Raw genomic sequence first — 18,802 nt, 5'->3', positions numbered from 1 at the left:
CTTAGCGGCCGTTGGCGCCCTTGAGGCGCGACTTGACGACCAACGGCTGGATGTAGGGCTCGAGCGATTTCAGCGTGCACGCCAGCGCACCGCGCATCTCTTCGACGGTCGCCGCACCGGCTGCCATCATCTCGTGGCGAGCCACCTCGTTGCTCAAAAGGAAATTGACGGCGCCGGCTAGCATGTCGCGGTCGCGCACCAGCTTGGCGCCGCCGCTGTCGAGCAGGCGCTGATAGGTCTCGCGAAAATTCTGAACATTGCGGCCGGCCAGAACCGCGGTGTCGAGCATGGCCGGCTCCAGCGGGTTCTGGCCACCCTCGGAGGTGAGTGACCGGCCGACGAAGGCGATCTCCGTCAGCCGGAGATAAAGCCCCATCTCGCCGATCGTATCGCCGAGCAGAATGTCCGTATCGGCGGTGATCCTGTCGCCCTTGCTGCGCCGAGCGACTTTCAGGCCCATCCCGGAAATCTGCGCGGCAAGCGCTTCGGCGCGATCGGGATGGCGCGGGACGACGATCGTCAAAAGGCCATGGTGCCGCTTGTGCAGCATTGCGTGAACTTCGGCGGCCACCGTCTCTTCCCCTTCATGGGTCGAGATCGCCGCCCAAGTCGGGCGCGCGCCAATCTGACGCTTAAGCGCGTACAACGCCTTTTCATCGGCTGGCGGCGGCGTGGTGTCGACCTTGAGGTTGCCGGATACGGTGACCGGCCGGGCGCCCAGCGAGAGAAAGCGCTCGCCGTCGATTTCCGACTGGGCGACGACATGGGCGAGATTTTCGAACAGCGCCTCGGCGATGTTGGCGCGCTTTTTCCAGGATTTGAAGGAACGGTCCGACAGCCTGCCATTGACCAGCACCTGCGGCACACGCCGCGCGCCGAGCTCCAGGATGGTCATCGGCCAGATCTCCGATTCGGCGATGATCGCCAGATCCGGCCGCCAATGGTCGAGGAAGCGGCTGACTGCCGGCTTGAGGTCGAGCGGCACATATTGGTGGATGATGCGTTCGCCGAGCCGCTCTTCGGCAACCTGAGCCGAAGTGACGGTCCCCGTCGTCAGCACGATGTTGACGCCGTAGTCGAGAATGCTCTCGACCAGCGGCACGACGGCAATGGTCTCGCCGACGCTCGCCGCATGGATCCAGATCACCGGCCCTTCGGGGCGCTCGCGCCCGGCGATGCCATAACGCTCACGCCGGCGAACTCGGTCCTCCTTGCCCCTGGAGGTGCGCCAGGCAACATAAGGCCCGACCAGCGGATAGGCGGCTGCGCCTGCGAAACGATACGCCGTTAGGAAGGTGCGCGCCCAGCGCCCGCTCATTTCGAGCCATCCACGAGGCGGTAGGCTTCAGCGGTTGCAGCGTTGAGCGCGTCCGTGACCTCTTGGCGCTTGCGTTCCATTTCGGCCTCGTCCGCATTGGCCGGAACGAACACCGGCGTTCCCACGACGATGGAGGAGCGGCCAAACGGCAGATTGATTGTGGTCTTGTCCCAGCTGCGCTCGAGCACCTTGCGGCGGCTGGTGGCGATGGCGGCGGGCAGGATCGGCCGGCCTGAAAGCCGCGCCAGGAGAACAATGCCAAGCCCCGCATCGCGCGGCGTGCCATGTGGAATGTCAGCGATCATGGCGACGTTCTTGCCGGTGGCGAGCGACTTTTTCAGGGCAATCAGCGCCTTGGCGCCGCCCTTGTCGAGATGCTTCGAGCTTTCGCGCCCGCCCGAGCCGCGCACCGCCTCGATACCGAATTTCTCGATCATCAGCGCGTTGAGCTCGGCATCGGCACTGCGCGAGACCATGGCGACCAGCGGCCGCCCCTTTGGATAGTAGGCCGGGGTCAAAAGATGCTGGCCGTGCCACAGCGCAATGATGCCTGGCTCGAACTGCGAATAAGCGCCGCCCGATATCTGAGCCGATCCGTCGACAACACGATTGGTCAGGCGGATGAGACGAACGAACTGCGCAAACAGGCTGGCGATGGCATTCTTGACGAATCGCGATTGCGCGAGCGGTTCGCGAATCTTGCGCCAGAATGTCCGTGGGGTGCCGCCAGGATGCCTTCTGACGCCGGACCTCGTCGCCGGTCCTTTCACCGCTTCATGATCCATCGATTTCAATCGGCAGCCTTGGTGTCGGGGTCGAGCAACCGGTGCAGGTGAACGACGAAATACCGCATATGGGCATTGTCCACGCTGGCCTGGGCCTTAGCCTTCCATGCCGTTTGCGCGGATTGATAATCCGGATAGATGCCGACGATATCGAGCGCGTCGAGATCACGGAATTCGGTCCCGCCCAGCGTCTTCAGTTCGCCGCCGAACACCAGGTGCAAAAGCTGCTTCTTTCCGTCTTCCGCGGTCATGTCGGTCCTTCACATATCGTGAGTTTGTGACAGGTCTAGACCAAAGCCGCCGACTTTGGAACCATTGATGATATGTTCAACCGTCCAGCCCGGCGATGATGCCGGAGAGGACGGCAAGCAGTTCGCCGCTGCCGGCAACCAGGGGGCCGTGGCTGATCACTTCGCCGGCATAGCGCGGTGCGCGGCCTTTTTGGTCGAGCAATGCGCCGCCTGCCTCGCGCAAAATGAGGTCCGCCGCGGCGATGTCCCAATCATGTGCGTTGGGCTTGACGAAGGTTGCATCGAGCACGCCATTGGCGACCATCGCCAGCCGGTAGGCGAGCGAGGGAATATAGGGCACGCGGCTCAGCCGGCCCTGCCATTCCGCCGGCATCAGGCTGATCAATGGCTTCGGCCCGCCAATTTCGACCATGGCTGCCGGGCGGCGCACGGCGATGCGACCGCCATTCAGGAACGCCCCTTCACCGGGCAACGCCCAATAGGTCTCCTGCGTGGCTGGACATTCGAGCACGCCGGCAAGCGTGCGGCCGTCCTCGACCACGGCGACGCTGACGCACCATGAGCGAAGCCCTTCGAGGAAGCCGCGCGTGCCGTCGATCGGATCGACGACGAAGGTGCGGCGGGCAGCAAGCCTTGCGGGATCGTCGGCCGTCTCCTCCGAGAGCCAGCCATAGTCCGGCCGTGCCGCAAGCAAGGTCTCGCGCAGGTAGGCGTCGGCAGCGTGATCGGCCTCGCTTACCGGCGAGGTCCCGCCCTTCATCCACACTTGCGGGTTGTTGCCGAAATAGCGCATGGCAATGATGCCCGCCTCGCGGGCAGCGTCGCGCAGCAGCGGCAGATCCTCGCGGACTCCGGCGGAGGTGACTTGGTCAAGCTCCGGCAAGGGTCATGCCTTCGATCAGAAGCGTTGGTGCGGCGGTGCCGAAATTGCGATCGAGATCGCTCGCCGGAACCATGTTGAGGAACATGGTCTTCAGGTTCGAGGCGATGGTCACTTCCGCAACCGGATAAGCGAGCTCGCCGTTCTCGATCCAGAAGCCGGAAGCGCCGCGGCTGTACTCGCCGGTCACCATGTCGACGCCCTGGCCGAACACTTCGGTGACGTAAAAACCTGACTTGAGCGACTTGATGAGGTCTTCGGGCGTCCGCTCGCCCGGCTCGATGGCGAGGTTGGTCGATGACGGCGAGACGGAGGAGCCGTTGCGCGAGCCGCGCCCGTTTGTGGTCAGTCCCAATTCCCGCGCGGCCGAGGTAGAGAGGAACCAGTGGTTCAAAATGCCTTTTTCGACCATGAGCAGTGTTTCGCCCTCGACGCCTTCACCGTCGAACGGACGCGATGCCTGGCCACGGCGCCGGAGCGGCTCGTCGGTGACGGTGATCGCGGCCGCCGCTACCTGCTTGCCCATCATGTCGCGCAGAAAGCTAGTCTTGCGTGCGACGGACGCGCCGTTGATGGCGCTGGCGAGATGGCCGGCGATGCCACGGGCGACGCGCGGGTCGAACACCACATTGACCGACCCGGTCGTCGCCTTGCGTGCGCCGATGCGACGGGCAGCGCGTTCGCCGGCCTTGCGACCGATGTCCTCCGGCGCGTCGAGATCGGAATAATGCTGGCGCGAGGAAAAGTCATAATCGCGCTCCATGCCGGTGCCCTCGCCGGCGATGACACTGGCCGAGCGCGAAAAACGCGACGCGACATAATGGCCGACAAAGCCGTGCGAGGTGGCGAGCACCAGCCCGCCAAGACCGGCGCTGGCGCCGCTGCCGGCCGAATTGGTAACACCCTTGACGGCAAGTGCCGCCGCTTCCGCAGCCAGTGCTGCTTCCTTCAACTGGTCGGCCGAAACTTCCGTCGCGTCGAACAGATCGAGGTCGCGCGGCTTCTTAACCAGCAAAGCCGGATCGGCGAGGCCCTGATTGGGATCCTCAGGGGACACTTTGGCCATCGCAACAGCGCGCTCGGCCAGCGCTTTCGGATCCGATGCAGCGGTTGCCGAGACGCTCGCCACCCGCTTGCCGACGAAGACGCGCAGCGAGACATCCTCGCTCTCGGACGCTTCGGTCCCCTCGACCTTGCCAAGCCGCACCGACACACCGGTCGAGCGGCCGCGCACCGCAACCGCGTCGGCGGCGTCGGCCCGCTTGGCAGCCTCAACCAGGGCCGCGACGCGGTCGGTCAATTTTGCTGAGTCCAGCGTATCGGTCATGCACATAGTCCTGTTTTTCCGCCTGACATAAGTGGCGGCCGCTCCGCACCATCTATTGTTCCGATGTGGCTTGTGCAATGGCAGAAGTGGCAAGCAGAATAGATCGGCCAGCGGACATCGGCTTTAGGCGGCATGATCGAAGCGGCTCCTCAAAGGCTGCTTCGCGCCAGGTGCGGATTGGCCGACAGCCCCTTTGATGCCGTATCTCGATCACGTATGGACGTTCGATTGCGGTAACGTCGCCCTCGTCCTTTTCCACTCATGACCGACCTCTGATCCAACCATTAAATTAGCAATTTCTTGTGCATCTTTGGAACTTTGTAGCTTGCGTTCCATTTTCAACCGCATGCGAGACTCTGTGATCCAAAGCATCAGGACTGCGGTGAACGTGTCGCCGCCGCGGTACTCGCTGGTCCTTCCCATATACAATGAAGAGCAGGTGCTGCCTAAACTGATCGAGCGGATCAGCTGGCTGATCTGCCGGTTGGACGGAGAGGCTGAGGCGATCTTCGTCGATGACGGAAGCCTCGATGGAAGCGTCGAATACCTTCAGAAGGTGGTCGCTGCCGAGCCGCGCTTCCGGCTGATCGAGCTTTCCCGCAATTTCGGCCACCAGGTCGCGATCACGGCCGGCATGGACGCGGCTGCGGGTGATGCGGTCATCGTCATGGATGCCGACCTGCAAGACCCGCCGGAGGTGGTTCTCGATCTGGTGGCGAAGTGGAAGGAAGGTTTCGAGATCGTCTATGCCCGCCGGGTCAAGCGTGAGGGCGAATCCTGGTTCAAGCGCGTTACGGCGAATCTCTTCTACCGTCTGCTGGAGAAGATGACGTCGGTCGACATCCCGCGCGACGTCGGCGATTTCCGCCTGGTCGGCCGCAAGGCGCTGGAAACCTTCAGGCATATGCCCGAACACGACCGCTTCGTCAGGGGCATGTTCGCCTGGATGGGCTTCAAGCAGGCGGCAGTGTCTTTCGAACGCCCCGCGCGGACCCTGGGCCAGACCAAATACCCATTCTGGAAGATGATGCACCTTGCCGTTCACGGCATCGTCAGCTTCTCCGAGAAGCCGCTGCGAATGGCACTGTGGGGCGGATTGGCCATCTCCGCGCTTGCGGTACTGTTCGGTGCTTACGCCATCTTCGCCTGGATTTTTGAAACCGGCATCATCGCCGGCTGGACATCCACCGTGGTGATCGTGTCGCTCCTTTGTGGCATCAATCTTTTCATGACCGGCGTAGTCGGGCTTTATGTCGGCGGCATCCACGCCGAGGTGAAACGCCGTCCGCTTTACGTGATCGATCGGGCCACCGGCTTCGACAAGGCGATGCGTATCGCCACCCCTGGTGAGAGCCGTCGTTCGATCCGAAAACCCAGGAACGGAGCCTCGGCTGATGGCCGAACTCTTCGACAGCTATAAATCAAACTATGGCGAGGTGGTCGCAGGATCTGTCCGGTTTTCCGGACTCAAGCACGACTTCTTTCTGGCCGCCAAGGCCGACCTGCTGCGCCGCCTCGTGGTCGAGCGAAGGCTTCGGCAGGGCGGTGCTGATGTGCGGGCGCTGGATGTCGGCTGCGGAGTCGGGTCGCTCCACCCTTATCTCGAAGGCGTCTTCGAGCACCTGGATGGCTGCGACGTCTCGGAGGAATCGATCCTGCGCGCCGGCCGGGACAATCCAGGTGTGACCTACAGGGCCTGCACGACGCCGAGCCTGCCCTATGAAGACGGCGCGTTTGATCTGGCTTTCGCCAGTTGCGTCGTCCATCACGTTCCGCCAGTCTCCTGGCTCGATTTCTTCCGGGAGATGCGGCGCGTAGTACGGCCGGACGGCGCCGCCTGCATCATCGAGCACAATCCCTATAATCCGCTGACGCGTCTTGCGGTGTTCCGGTGTCCATTCGACCAGGACGCGGTCCTGCTCAACGCCACCAAAGCAAGGTCCCTCTTTCAGGAGACGGGTTTTCGGGATATCCGATCCGAGCATTTCCTGCTGCTGCCCTCGGCCAGGCCTTTCGCCAGAAAACTCGAGCGCCTGCTCGCGCCACTGCCACTCGGAGCCCAGTATGCGTGCAGCGCCCATGTCTGAGGGCCGCTCGACAGCCGGCGCCGGGCTGAAGCTGCTGGCGCGCTTCGGGTTGGTCGGCGTCGCTGCGACGATCCTTTACGCTGTCTTGGCTACCGTTTTGGTCAAATCGGAACGGTTCGGCGTCACGCCCGTCCAGGCGTCGCTTTCGGCTTACGCCGCGGCCGCCGTGTTTTCGTATCTCGCCCACAAATCAGTGACCTTCATGTCGAGCGGCTCGCATCGATCGGAAGCTGCGCGTTTTCTCCTGCTGACGGCGACAGGCTTCGCCGTGGCTTACGCAGTGCCGGCGCTATTAACGATGAAACTCGGCCTGTCGCCCATCATTGGCATTCTGGTTACATGCTTGCTCATTCCGGCGGTCAATCTGCTCATGCTCGACCGATGGGTTTTTGCGCAGGGAAGACCCGGCCGGCAAGGCGACGGCTCCAGCTAGTCCGTCTCAACGGCATCCAGCCTGAACGACACCAGCTTGATGGCGCGGTTGTAGATGTTGCTGGCGGCCGGAGTTTGCGGAATGCCGTCGAGATAATCGAAGGCGATTTCGAGTGCCTTGGTCTCGCCGAGAGCCGCCGGTGGGATGACGAACGAGACCATTCGTGTTTCTTTGCCAGACAGCGTCACCGCATGCGCCCGAACGCCGTTCACCGAGATCACAACCCTCTGCGTGATCTGCGGCGGACGAATGACGGGGGCCATTTGCAGCGTGGCAGCCAAGCCGTGACCGAGCGGCGGTATCCCCACGCGAAGCCGCGAGGTCTCGCCCAGCGAATGGGTGCCGTCGCCTGCCGGCCCCGACCAGCCGCAGACCTTCATGCTGGCTGCCTGTTTGGCGCCGTCGCTGCGGAACGATACCGTCTGGCCAAGTATGTAGCCGCCGATCGCATCGCGGTTGAGGCAAGTCGTCGTCCGATCGATGTAATAGGCGCGATAGTCGGCGTTGACGTTCGGATTGAGAGCAAGCGCAAGGATGACGATTTCGGACCCGGCCAGAACCGTCGCGAGCGCGTAGCCGCTGAGCCCGGCGGCGCGCCGATACGGGGCCGGAATGTCAGACCAGGGCAAGGTAGCCTCCGATCCACGCCACAGTCATGAAATAACAGGCGCCCAGGAAGAGAACCAAAGCCGCTAGGTAAGTCAGCCTCGACGCCGATAGCAGGACGGCCAGCAACATTGTCAGAGGCGCAAGCCCAATGACGTACCTGACCATCGAGGCCAGGTTGGTGATCAGTGGCAGGATGATGCAGAGCGCGCAGAACAGCGCAGCGCCATATTGCCTGCGAGCCGCCAGAACGGCCGACAGCGCCAGTCCGGCGATTGCGGCAAGCGCGCTCCATTGCGGCGCGGTGGGCAGCCAACCCGTCTTCGGAACGGCGGAGAGTCCGTCCCATAAAAAGACGAGTGGATTGCCCGCTACCCGTCCAAATGCGCGCTGGACATGCAAGAACGCAAAGCCGTCCCCGATCGTAAGATAAAGAAACAGGATGTAGGCGAACAAGCCGGCGGGCGAGATGAGGATAGCGACCAGCAGATCCGGTCGGCCAAGCAGCCAGCGTGGAAAAGACAGCGCCGATCCGCCCTGCTGGCGGTGTTCCCTGAACGTTTGAATGACGGTCGCAAATACGACGAGCACCCCGACGAGCCTCGTCGCCGACAGCAGCGCGGATGAGACACCCACGGCGAGATAGCTGGAGCGCTTGAGCGCCAGAAAAACGCACGAGGTCAGGAGCACGAAAAGAGGTTCGGTCAGGAACGTCGTGAAATGGAAGGAGAACGGGCCGCTGAGCAGAAAGGCGCAATACAGCACATAGGCCCGCATGTTCTTCTCCAGCAGCGGCCATGCCACCAGACAGGCGGCGTAGCTGCAAACGATGGAGGTGATGGTGGCGACCAGTATCGTCTGAAAAGGGAAAACAACCCGGATCGCCGCCACCAGCATCGGATAGAGTGGAAAGAAGCCCCAGCGACCGACATTGCTTTGGTTTGGAATGGGAAAAGGTTCGTAACCTTGTTCGCTGATGTCAATGTACCAGGCGCAATCCCACCGGCAGAGCGCGCGGGCATAAGCCGCGAAACCTGGCTCCTCCGATACTGAAGCAAATGCCGCATAGCGAATGGCTAAGCCGCTGACGACGAACAGGAGCGGAACCGCCGCCACGGCCATCGCTATTGAGCGACCGCCGGCGTTCGAACGCGCGACATCCAACTGTGCCTCCACCCATTCGAGCGGCTGTCGCCACTCTCCCTTCTAAATTAGCGCAGTGGCGGCAAATTCAAGACGCTGCCGTTTGCCGGCACAAGATCCGGATCAGGAGTCCCTCAGCCAGACGAGCATCTCGCCGGGATCGCGATTGTCCCAGGCGAAATAGGGAACGGCGGTGACTTTCGCCCCCTCCACCGCCGGTGGTTCGGTGCGATAGAGCCCGTCTTCCCAGTTTTCAGAGGCTTCTTTGCTGGCGACGGCTGAAAGCGTGACGATGCCACCCAGAAGGTTCGGCTCCTCACGCGCCTCGATCTTTGCCGTCCGTGGCAGAGCGATGCGGTGCAGCTGGCCGGCATTGTCGGTCTCCTCAACGCAATAGATCAGCGGGCCGCGGGCGAGCGCGACGCGGCCGATATCCTGCCGCACCTCAGGGTTGGCGTAGAGGCGGTCGACCGCCATTTCGAGGTCGAGTTCCACCCGGTCGCCCTTTCGCCACTCGCGCCGGATCGCGGCATAGCCGTCGCTGGTGACCTCATGTAGATCGACCTCGGTCCCGTTCACCTTGAGCGCCGCCTTGCGGCACCAGGCCGGCAGGCGCAGGTGCAAGGTGAATTCGGTCGGCGCCTCGGGCTCGACGCTGATCGAAACCGCGCCATCCCATGGATAGTTGCTGGTCTGGGTCAAGGTCACCGGCCGACCTGCGATGTCGAAACGAGCCGTTCCGTTTCCATAGAGATGGATCGCCAACGCGTCATCCGACAGGCTGTAGAAATAGCTGCCGATCGAGGCGACCATGCGGCCTATGTTGGGCGGGCAGCACGGGCAGCGATGCCATTTCCAGCGGTTGTGCTTGCCGCGGCTTTCGAGCGGATTCTCATAGAAGAACAGCGAGCCGTCGAGCGACAGGCCCGAGATCGAGCCGTTGTAGAGCGCCCTCTCCATCATGTCGGCGTAACGCGCATTGGGGCCCATGCCGAGCATGCGGCTGGCCCAGAACACCAGTCCGACCGAAGCGCAGGTCTCGGCATAGGCGGTTTCGTTGGGCAGGTCGTAGTCTGATGTAAAGCCCTCATTGTGCGACGACGGTCCAAGTCCGCCGGTGATGTAGAGGTTCTTGGTCATGAGATCGTCCCACAACCGGTCAAGCGTCATCCGCAGCGTGTCGTCGCCATATTCGGTGGCGATATCGGCCATGCCGGAATAGAGATACATCGCCCTGACCGCATGGCCGACGACCTTGTCCTGTTCGCGCACCGGCTTGTGCGACTGGCTGTATTCGTAGGTCTTGAAATGATAGGCCTTCGGGTCTTCACCGCGGGCACGCGCCTCCTCGTCGAAATAATGCGGCTCAAGCCCGCGCTGGTCGATGAAGTACTTTGCCAGGTCCATATACTTTTGCTCGCCGGTGACCCGCGCGAGCTTGACCAGCGCCAGCTCGATCTCCTCATGGCCGCAATAGCCCTTTTTCTTGCCGGGCTCGGGACCGAACGTCTCGGCGATATGGTCGGCATAACGGCACATGATGTCGAGCAGCTTGCGTTTCCCGGTGGCCTGGTAGTAGGAGACCGCGCCTTCGATCAGATGGCCGGCGCAATAGAGCTCGTGGCAATCGCGCAGATTGGTCCACCGCTTGCCGGGCTGGATGCGCTGGTACCAGCTGGAGAGATAACCGTCGGGCTGCTGCAGCTTGCCGTACATGTCGATGACGGCGTCGATCTTCTTCTCCAGAGCGTCATTGCGGCGGCGATAAAGCGAATAGGCCGCGGTCTCGATGGTCTTGCCCCAATCTGAGTCCCAGAACATCTGCGTCGTCACCGTCGAGCCGGTGAACTCGTTGCCGGCGGCAGCGGCCTCGTCCGGCGAGGGTGAGTGGAACGGAATGACGACGCCGGGCGACGGCCGGTCCGGGTCGATCTGCTCCAGCATGCGCGCCTCGACGCAGCGGTCGTAGAGGATGTCGGCGGTCCTGGTGGCGACCGCATCGACCCGGTCGCCCCAGAAGCCTCTGATATCGACCTGTGGCACCGGCAGCGGACGGAAGGCGAGCTTCGGCTTGCCCGGATTGGCGGCCGGTTTGGCGGATTGCGATGCGGTCATCAATTTACTCCGTTCGAATAGGGATCACTTCACGGCCCCTGCCATGAGGCCGCGGATGTAGAAGCGCTGCAGCAAGAGGAAGAGCACCAGGCACGGCACCATCATCACGGTGACGCCGGCCTGCACCGCGCCCCAGTCGATGGCGCCGAAACGGCCGGACTGAAGCGCCGTCATCATGATCGGGAGCGTGAATTTGGACTGGTCCGTCATCAGCACGAGCGCTGCCAGGAACTCGTTCCAGGCGCCGAGGAATGCGAACAGCGCGATGGTGACGATGCCCGGCCAGACCAGCGGCAGCATCACCCTCAACAGCATGGTGACATTGTTGGCGCCGTCCATGCGGGCGGCCTCCTCGATCTCGCGCGGCACCGCGTCGAAGGCGTTGCGCATCATGAAGATCGAGAACGGCAGTTGCAGCGTGACATAGACGCAGACCAGCCCGGTCAGCGTGTTGTGCAGGCCGATCTTGGTCAGCACCAGGAAGATCGGCGTCAGGATCGACTGGAACGGGATCATGATCGTCGACAGGATGACGACGAAGAGCAGGTTCTTCAGTGGAAAGCGGAAGCGCGAGAACCCGTAGCCGGCCAGCACGCTGACGATCACCGACAGCACCACCGTCATGACAGAGACGTAGATGCTGTTTTGCGCCGGCAGCCACAGCCCATCGCCGAACGTATTGAGCGTGGCGTAGTTCTCGACCGAAAAACCCGTCGTCGGCCAGGGCGGCAGCGGCGGTTGACGCGATTCCTGCGCCGGCTTGAACGCCGAAAGCACGGTCCAGACGATCGGCGCGAGGAACAGCAATGAGGCGATGATGCCCGTCGCATGCTCGGCGATCTGCATGCCGATGCGGGTTTTGCGGCTGCGTGCCTGCGCCATCAGTCAACGCCCTCCGGTTGGCGCAGCAGCCGCAGCTGGATGAGGCTGAGTGCGACCAGGATGACCAGCAGGACCATCGACAATGCGGCGCCGTAGCCGAGCTTGAACGACACGAACGACTGGTTGAAAATCCAGTAGACGGCGGTCAGCGTCTGGTTGCGCGGCCCGCCGCGCAGGATGATGTAGAACTGGTCGAAGGCGAGCACCGAGCCGGCAACCGACAGGATCAGCGCCAGCGCCAGGGTGCGGCGCATCAGCGGCAGGGTGATGGCGCGAAACCGCGCCAGCGGCCCTGCCCCGTCGATCATAGCCGCCTCCTGCAGGTCCGGCGGAATGGACTGCAGACCGGTCATCAGGATGATCATGGTGAAGCCCGCCACCTTCCAGACGACCATGGCGATGATCGACCAGAATGCCGGCTGGAAGGTCGCCAGCAGATTGACCTTCCTTTCGGTCAGGCCGAGCTCGAAGGCGGCCGGGCTGAACAGGCCGGAATCGACATTGAGCAGCCACGACCAGAGCAGGCTGGCCGAGGCGAAACCGATGACGGCCGGCATGAAGAAGGATGTCCGGTAGAAGCCGGTCATCTGCCTGGGTTTTTCGATGAACAGCGCCAGCGGAAAGGCGACGGCGAAGATCGCGATGGTGACGATCACCGTGTAATAGCCGGTGAATTTGAGCGCGTTCCAGAACCTGTTGTCGCGCAGGATCGCCCAATAATTGTCGAGGCCAATGAAGGAATGCGCGCCCATCAGCGGCCAGTTGTGCAGCGACATCCACGCCGTCATGCCGAGCGGGATGATAAAGAAGACGACGACGAGCGCCACGGCCGGCGCGACATAGAGCAGGCCGATCCACTGCCGGCGGCCGGCGCCGACCAGTTTGCGGCGGCGGGCTGGGGTGGAGGTTGCTGCGATGGAGGTCATGGCTGGGCGCTCCCCTCCCCCTTGAGGGGAGGGTCCGGCCGAAGGCCGGGGGTGGGGTCCTGCGTGCAGCGCGCCGACGAAAAAGAACGTCGAGCACTGCCGCAACGACCCCACCCGGACCTGCGGTCCGACCTCCCCTCAAGGGGGAGGTGGGGTGCCGGTGCTGTGATTGCCGCTGCGATTAAGGTCATGGCCGTTCTTCCATTAGCGCTGCGTCCCCCTCCCCCTCGAGGGGAGGGTCCGGCCGAAGGCCGGGGGTGGGGTCCTCTGCGAAGCGTGCCGACATCAAAAGAACGTCGAGCACTGACAGAAAAAGAACGTCGAGCACTGCCGCAACGACCCCACCCGGACCTGCGGTCCGACCTCCCCTCGAGGGGGAGGTAGCCGGCGCCTACTGCTGCGGCGCCGAATCTATGATCGACTGCATGGTTTCCTGCGCATTGGCGATGGCGCCATCGACGTCCTCGCCGAAGAAAACCTCGTTGACCATCTGGTTCCACGGACCGTTGGCGGAGTTGATCAGGTCGTTGAACACCACCGAATAGGGCGTGCGGCCCTTGGCCATGGCCTCTGCGGCGACCTTGTAGCGCGGGTCGAGATCCTTCAGCGCCTCATTGGCGATGTCGCCGCGCACCGGAAGGCTGCCGTATTTCGCCAGGATGGTCTGGCCTTCGAGCGAGTAGGCGAAATCGAGGAACTCCTTCACCACCGCGATTTTCGTGGTGCCCTTGGTGACGACGAAATTGTCGCCGCCGGCAAAGGACGACCAGCCGCCATCCTTTCCCGGCAGGAAGGTGACGCCGTAGTCGATATCTGGGTATTGCGTGTTCAGCGCGCCGATGGCGAAGGCGCCGGACGGCGAGATGCCGATATTGCCGCCGGCAAACGCCGCAAAGAAGTTGGAGCCGGTGTCGGTCTGCGCACCTGAAGGCACCAGGTCCTTCTTGACCATCGAGCGGTAGAGGTCGATGGCGCCGCGCAGCTGCGGGCTGTCGAGCGTCGCCTTCGAGCCGTCCTCGGTGAGGATGTCGCCGCCCGAGGCCCAGATCAGCGGCGTGAAGGTGAAGATGTTGCAGCCGCCGCAATTGCCGGAGAAGTAGAAGCCTTTGATGTCGCCGCCGAGCGCGTTGACCTTCTCGGCGTCGGCTTCGATCTCGGCCCAGTTGGTCGGGCCCTTTTCAGGGTCGAGCCCTGCCTGCTTGAACAGCTTCTTGTTCCAGATCAGCACCGAACTATCGGCGGAGAACGGCAGCCCGTAGATGCGGTCCTTGTAGGTGCCGGTTTTGACGTGCGCCGGCGACAGGCTGTTGAAATAAGGCAGCGATTTCGCCCAGTCGGTGATGTCTTCCAGCTGGCCGGCGGCAGCGAAGGACGGCGTGTAGATCAGGTCGAGCGAGAGCGCATCCGGTGCTGTGCCGCCGGCGGCGGCGGCGCCATATTTCGGGATGATCTCGGCATTGGGGATGATATCCAGCTTGACCTGGTTCTCATGCCCCTTGTTGAAGGCATCGACGATGCGCGGCATGAAGTTCGAGCCGTCGGCGCGAACCCAGATGTTGGCGGTCTCGGCGGCGGCCGCCGGAAAGCTCAGGATGCTCGCGGCAAAGGCGAGCCCGGTAATGACAGTCCTCATGTTCTCCTCCTCATGGTTCTTCCTCGGCCGCGCTCCCCGCGCAGCGTCGTTTCGCTTTGATGCATGTCGTTATCCCAAAACCGCTGCGCACTTTTGGGCGACATGCATTGGTCTCAGCCGTCCGGCGGACGGCCGCATGACTGCCGCACCACCAGCCGGCACGGCAGTTTTCGGATGCCCGGCTCGGCGGGCTGGCCGCCGACGAGCGAAAGCAAGGTAAGGCCGGCCTCGCGCCCGAGTGCCGCCAGGTTCATGTCGACGGAGGTCAGCGGCGGGCGGGTTGCCTCGGCCACGATCTGCCAATTGTCGAACCCGATGACGCCGACATCATCAGGCACGCCAAGCCCGCGCTCGCGCAGCGCATCGATGACGCCGCGCGCGATCTGGTCGTTGCCGCAAAAGACGGCATCGGGCTTTTCGCCCCCACTCTTCGACAGCTTGCCGTCGAAGAGCTTCTTCACCGCCTCGTGACCCCACGCTTCCGACCACGATCCGAGCAATGGTTCCATGACCGGCAAGCCTTTCTCGGTCAGCACGTCACGATAGGCCTGTGCCCGCGCGTGCACCACCGCAAAACTCGCCGGCCCGGTGACATGGGCGATGCGCCGCCGCCCAAGCCGCCAAAAGTGCTCGACCGCCAGCCGCGCGCCGCCGGCGTCGTCAGAGACAAAGGCGATGGCGTCGGGATCGGGCTGGGTGAAGGCGTAAATCACGGGAACGCCGAGATTGGACAGGTCGACCGGCAGATGGCGGTCGATGCGCTTGCCGGTGGCGATGATGCCGTCGACGCGCTTATCGAGCATGGCATCGACGTGGAGCTGGCCGAGCCGCTGGTCGTCCTCGACATTGCACAAAAACACCGAGACGCCCTTGTCGACCAGCGCATCCGAAATGCCCGACATGACCGGCAGCGAAAAGCGCCCATAGGTGTCGTTGGTCAACAGGCCGACAGTGAAGGAGCGCCGGCGTAACAGGCTCTGCGCCAAGCTGTTCGGCCGAAAGCCAAGACGCTGCGCCGTCTCGCGAATGCGCTCGCGCGTCTCGGCGGTCATCCGCCCCTGCCCGTTGAGGGCTTTTGACGCCGTCGCCACGCTGACGCCGGCAAGTGCGGCCACCTCACGGAGGGTGACGGGGTTCTTGGCGGGCGCTGGCGAGGTGTCGGAGGCCATGGTGCGCGGTGAATTCCTTAGTTGGGAAAAGGTTTTCTCTTGCAGGCCAGTAGAGTATCGATTTGGGTGGCTGGCGACGCTTGGAGGACTGAGAAAAGGTTTTCTCAGAGGAGATTAGGATGCGAATGCTGGGAATGCAAGCGGGTATAGTGGGGTGGGTGACGCGAGCAGCGGTTACCCATCAACGACCGCCTTGCGCCGATATCGTTGAAAAACTCGGAGTTTGAGCATCCGCGACGCTGTGCACGCGGTTTTTCGAAGAGTTGGCAAGGTGTCTCTCGTTCTGATGCCGTGGGATGGCTCCAGGCCACAGGCCATTATGCAGCCATGGCCGCGGTTGGGAGGCGTGAAGGCCTAAGCTTTGCCAGCCTTCTGAGGTTTTGTGCCGTTGCTGCGAGCAGGAATTCGTCGCGTGCACCACATGGACCGCGCAGTCTCAACCTGGCCATCCGCAGAATGCGCTTGAGGTGAGCGAAGAGCATCTCGACCTTCTTGCGACGATGCCGTGAACGCTCGTAATCGGGCGTGCCGGCAATGGCTCTGGCGACGTCACGGGCATCCTCATTGAGATCACGAGGGATTTTGCGAGCAACTGCATTCGGGCAGCAGAGCTGTTTGAGTTCGCAAGCGTCGCAGTCCTTCTTGCTGGCTCGATAGAGCCGGGTGCCTTCACTGGTGATGCCCGATCGGGGCGTCGCGTAGGTGCGGCGGAACTGAACCAGTTCCTTACCCGCCGGGCAGATGTAGCGATCGCCCTCGCCATCCCAATTGAAGTCGGCACGCGAGAAAGTCCCGTCTGTCCGGTTGGACTTGTCGAACACAGGAATGTGCGGAGCAATCTCCTTTTCCTTCACAAGCCAAGCCAGATTGTCAGCCGAGCCGTAGGCACTGTCGGCGACCAGATAGCCCGGCTTCAGGCCAAAGCGGTTCTCTGTTCTGTCGATCATGGTGCGTGAAGCGCCAACTTCAGCCTGTCGAATGGCACGGGTGGCTTCCACGTCAAGAATGACGCCATGGTCGGTGTCGATCAGATAGTTGGTGGCGTAGGCGAAGAAGGCATGGCCTTTATGGGCACCCGTCCATTGGGCTGCCGGGTCTGACGGGGAAATAAACTTCGGCGTTACCGGCGAAGCCGCACCAAAAGCAGCGTCATCAAGCACCGCCAGATATTCCTGAGCGGAACGGCCTGCATTCTCCTTCGCCTCTTGCGCGCTCCATTCTGCGCCAGACACCGAGCGCTGTTTGTTGGCATCCGCGGCAATCAAGCTGGCATCGACGGCAAAGCCTTCAGCACCGACAAGACCCTGTACGAGGCAGCGCTCAACCACCGTCTCGAACAGATGCCGAAGGATATCGCTTTGCCTGAAACGTCCATGGCGGTTCTTCGAGAAGCTGGAATGATCCGGCACCTTGCCGGCCAGTCCAAGCCGGCAAAACAAACGATAGGCGAGATTGAGATGAACCTCCTCGCACAGCCGCCGCTCCGACCGGATGCCCATGCTGTAGCCAATGATCAGCATGCGCATCATCAGTTCCGGATCGATCGATGGTCGACCCGTGCTGCTGTAGTAGGCCTTCAACTGCGCGCGGACGCCATCGAGGTCCAGGTGGTTGTCGATCCGGCGTAGAAGATGGTCGGCTGGCACGTGCTCATCGAGACTGAAATCATAGAAGAGCTGCGCCGGAGCCGCCTGCTTGCCCATCATCGCCTGATCCCCTGCCAAATCACTCAGAGGATTGAATCACGCGTCCCAAGTGCCTGCAATGACGAGTTTTTCAACAATATCCGCCAAGAACAGACGCTCGCGGCCAGCGCGGAGTTTGAAAACCGTCAAGCAGCGGGCGATTAGTCGCTTGACTGATAGGATGATGGCAACCCAGTTGTGGTAGTAGACTTAGGTAAGTTAATCACACGTCTCCAATGCTTTGAAATTCGCAGTTGTGAAAAGGGGTTCCTCCAAGGCGGGCCCAGGTCGGGAGTTAGCGCTCATGGAAGTCATGGATGCCGCGCTTAGGGCCGAGGACGACAAGGGAAATCGCGATCCAGCGGCTGCGCTTAGATCTAGCCCTCTCCGCATTGGTATCTCTACGCGCGCGCTTTTTGACTTGGAGGAAGAGCATCGCATATTCGAGGAGTACGGCGTCAAGGCTTATGCCGCTATGCAGCTCGAACGGGAGGACGTCATCCTCGGCAGGGGCGCCGGCTTCGAGGTGGTCGAGCGGTTACTCGCGCTGAACGATCCTGGCGCGGCGCCTTATGTCGAGGTGATCCTCTTGTCGCAGAATTCGCCAGACCTCTCGCTACGGGCCTTCAAGTCGATCGACCACCACGGGCTTGTCGTTAAGACGGGTAGTTTTACTAGCGGGCGGTCGCTTGCGCCCTTTGTACCGGCGTGGGGCATCGACCTATTTCTCTCGAACGCGGACGCGGACGTAAAAGGAGCGGTAATTGGCGGTGCGGCTGCCGCCCGGCTCGGCTTGGCCCCTAAGGACCGTGCCGAAACGCCCTCGGGCGAGGTCCGGGTCGCGTTCGACGGCGACGCTGTCGTGTTTGGTCCCGAGTCCGACGCGATCTACAAAGAGGATGGATTGGACGCCTTCCTCGCTCATGAGACCGCGAACGCGAGCAATCCAATGGCGCGTGGCCCGTTTGGAAATTTTCTTCATAAGCTGTCCGCGTTGCGGCGAGTTTTCCTGGATGAGGGTAACGTAAGCAAGGTCCGCATCGCACTAGTCACGGCTCGGAACGCCCCTGCTCACGAGCGTGTCATTCGCACGCTGAGGGCTTGGGGGACACCTGCCGATGAGGCGCACTTCGTCGGAAGCCGTGAGAAAGCACCTATATTAAAGGCACTCGGTGCGCACATTTTCTTCGACGACCAAGAGAAGCACGTACTCGGCGCGGCGGCAGTGGTCCCCGCCGGCCATGTTCCTGGACCGCACGATCCGGCTGCACTGGTGATACCGGCAGGTTGACTCGGCGTGTTATAAGATCGCGTCTCTCTTGGTCCAAGGTCAACAAGGCGCGGACGCTTGGCGCCAATGTGCCAAACGTCTTGATTTGGCCGGAAGCGGACTGACAGCTAATAGGTCGAAATTATCGAAAGCGGTCATTCTGCTTCTGACCTCGAAGCGAAAGTTGCGGCCCGGCCGACGTGGGAACTGCCACGAAAATGCGGGGCAGAGAACCTCCTCAAGCGCGAGCGGATCCAGCGTAGGACTTACCGAACGCGAACAGGGAAGCTAG

At 62.4% G+C, this 18,802-nt stretch carries 17 protein-coding genes; 4 read left to right on the top strand and 13 right to left on the bottom strand.

Going from position 1 to position 18,802, the window contains the following annotated elements; all coding sequences use genetic code 11:
- Position 1: 1 nt before the first annotated feature.
- From waaA to NKH73_RS14870, 5 genes are all read right to left on the bottom strand, one after another.
- Positions 2 to 1,318, bottom strand: a complete 1,317-nt coding sequence (gene waaA, locus NKH73_RS14890) for a lipid IV(A) 3-deoxy-D-manno-octulosonic acid transferase (RefSeq protein WP_352932652.1) — start codon at positions 1,316 to 1,318, stop codon at positions 2 to 4.
- Positions 1,315 to 2,103 carry a lysophospholipid acyltransferase family protein gene (locus NKH73_RS14885; RefSeq protein ID WP_352932650.1) on the bottom strand — a complete coding sequence of 263 codons (789 nt, stop codon included), beginning with the start codon at positions 2,101 to 2,103 and terminating at the stop codon, positions 1,315 to 1,317. Before NKH73_RS14885 ends, waaA begins: the two co-directional genes overlap by 4 nt.
- Before the next feature lie 5 nt (positions 2,104 to 2,108).
- A complete protein-coding gene (locus tag NKH73_RS14880) occupies positions 2,109 to 2,354 on the bottom strand; it encodes a DUF4170 domain-containing protein (protein WP_095485661.1) in 246 nt (81 codons plus the stop codon).
- A 76-nt stretch (positions 2,355 to 2,430) separates the two neighbouring features.
- Entirely contained in the window at positions 2,431 to 3,237 is an 807-nt protein-coding gene (locus tag NKH73_RS14875; RefSeq protein WP_352932648.1) for a 3'(2'),5'-bisphosphate nucleotidase CysQ, read from the bottom strand.
- Entirely contained in the window at positions 3,224 to 4,561 is a 1,338-nt protein-coding gene (locus NKH73_RS14870) for a TldD/PmbA family protein (protein ID WP_352932646.1), read from the bottom strand. Before NKH73_RS14870 ends, NKH73_RS14875 begins: the two co-directional genes overlap by 14 nt.
- 346 nt (positions 4,562 to 4,907) lie before the next feature.
- Here NKH73_RS14870 and NKH73_RS14865 point away from each other — a divergent pair, with 346 nt between their 5' ends.
- Genes NKH73_RS14865 through NKH73_RS14855 form a run of 3 tightly spaced genes read left to right on the top strand, consistent with a single transcriptional unit; the run spans position 4,908 to position 7,081 of the window.
- Positions 4,908 to 5,981: a glycosyltransferase family 2 protein gene (locus NKH73_RS14865; protein WP_352933028.1), complete on the top strand. Its 1,074-nt coding sequence runs from the start codon at positions 4,908 to 4,910 to the stop codon at positions 5,979 to 5,981.
- Positions 5,956 to 6,648, top strand: coding sequence for a class I SAM-dependent methyltransferase (locus NKH73_RS14860; protein ID WP_352932643.1), 693 nt, complete (start codon positions 5,956 to 5,958; stop codon positions 6,646 to 6,648). The genes NKH73_RS14865 and NKH73_RS14860 overlap by 26 nt, the downstream gene beginning before the upstream one ends.
- On the top strand, positions 6,626 to 7,081 hold the full coding sequence (locus NKH73_RS14855) for a GtrA family protein (RefSeq protein ID WP_352932641.1): 456 nt from the start codon (positions 6,626 to 6,628) through the stop codon (positions 7,079 to 7,081). Before NKH73_RS14860 ends, NKH73_RS14855 begins: the two co-directional genes overlap by 23 nt.
- Here the strand turns inward: NKH73_RS14855 and NKH73_RS14850 are convergent.
- From NKH73_RS14850 to NKH73_RS14815, 8 genes are all read right to left on the bottom strand, one after another.
- The gene (locus tag NKH73_RS14850) at positions 7,078 to 7,710 is read right to left on the bottom strand and encodes a hypothetical protein (RefSeq protein WP_352932639.1); all 633 of its coding nucleotides are present in this window, start codon (positions 7,708 to 7,710) and stop codon (positions 7,078 to 7,080) included. The two genes, NKH73_RS14855 and NKH73_RS14850, sit on opposite strands and share 4 nt — an antisense overlap.
- Complete coding sequence (locus tag NKH73_RS14845; RefSeq protein ID WP_352932637.1) at positions 7,697 to 8,809, bottom strand: putative hexosyltransferase; 1,113 nt, start codon at positions 8,807 to 8,809, stop codon at positions 7,697 to 7,699. The genes NKH73_RS14850 and NKH73_RS14845 overlap by 14 nt, the downstream gene beginning before the upstream one ends.
- A 144-nt stretch (positions 8,810 to 8,953) precedes the next feature.
- Positions 8,954 to 10,945, bottom strand: a complete 1,992-nt coding sequence (locus NKH73_RS14840; RefSeq protein ID WP_352932636.1) for a glycoside hydrolase family 127 protein — start codon at positions 10,943 to 10,945, stop codon at positions 8,954 to 8,956.
- A gap of 24 nt (positions 10,946 to 10,969) precedes the next feature.
- Positions 10,970 to 11,827 carry a carbohydrate ABC transporter permease gene (locus NKH73_RS14835; RefSeq protein WP_352932634.1) on the bottom strand — a complete coding sequence of 286 codons (858 nt, stop codon included), beginning with the start codon at positions 11,825 to 11,827 and terminating at the stop codon, positions 10,970 to 10,972.
- On the bottom strand, positions 11,827 to 12,753 hold the full coding sequence (locus NKH73_RS14830) for a carbohydrate ABC transporter permease (RefSeq protein ID WP_352932632.1): 927 nt from the start codon (positions 12,751 to 12,753) through the stop codon (positions 11,827 to 11,829). The genes NKH73_RS14835 and NKH73_RS14830 overlap by 1 nt, the downstream gene beginning before the upstream one ends.
- 391 nt (positions 12,754 to 13,144) lie before the next feature.
- Positions 13,145 to 14,386 (bottom strand): ABC transporter substrate-binding protein, encoded by a 1,242-nt coding sequence (locus NKH73_RS14825; protein WP_352932630.1) that lies wholly within the window; start codon positions 14,384 to 14,386, stop codon positions 13,145 to 13,147.
- A gap of 113 nt (positions 14,387 to 14,499) precedes the next feature.
- On the bottom strand, positions 14,500 to 15,555 hold the full coding sequence (locus NKH73_RS14820) for a LacI family DNA-binding transcriptional regulator (protein ID WP_352932628.1): 1,056 nt from the start codon (positions 15,553 to 15,555) through the stop codon (positions 14,500 to 14,502).
- A 317-nt stretch (positions 15,556 to 15,872) separates the two neighbouring features.
- A complete protein-coding gene (locus NKH73_RS14815) occupies positions 15,873 to 17,261 on the bottom strand; it encodes a transposase (protein ID WP_352932626.1) in 1,389 nt (462 codons plus the stop codon).
- A gap of 283 nt (positions 17,262 to 17,544) precedes the next feature.
- Here NKH73_RS14815 and NKH73_RS14810 point away from each other — a divergent pair, with 283 nt between their 5' ends.
- A complete protein-coding gene (locus tag NKH73_RS14810) occupies positions 17,545 to 18,531 on the top strand; it encodes a 5'-nucleotidase (RefSeq protein ID WP_352932624.1) in 987 nt (328 codons plus the stop codon).
- Positions 18,532 to 18,802 lie beyond the last annotated feature (271 nt).

The sequence above is a fragment of the Mesorhizobium sp. M0938 genome (genome assembly GCF_040319125.1).
In the GTDB taxonomy this organism is placed as follows: domain Bacteria; phylum Pseudomonadota; class Alphaproteobacteria; order Rhizobiales; family Rhizobiaceae; genus Mesorhizobium; species Mesorhizobium robiniae.
The sequence above is the reverse complement of the archived record's forward strand: the minus strand, read 5'-3'. Positions and strand labels throughout refer to the sequence as shown.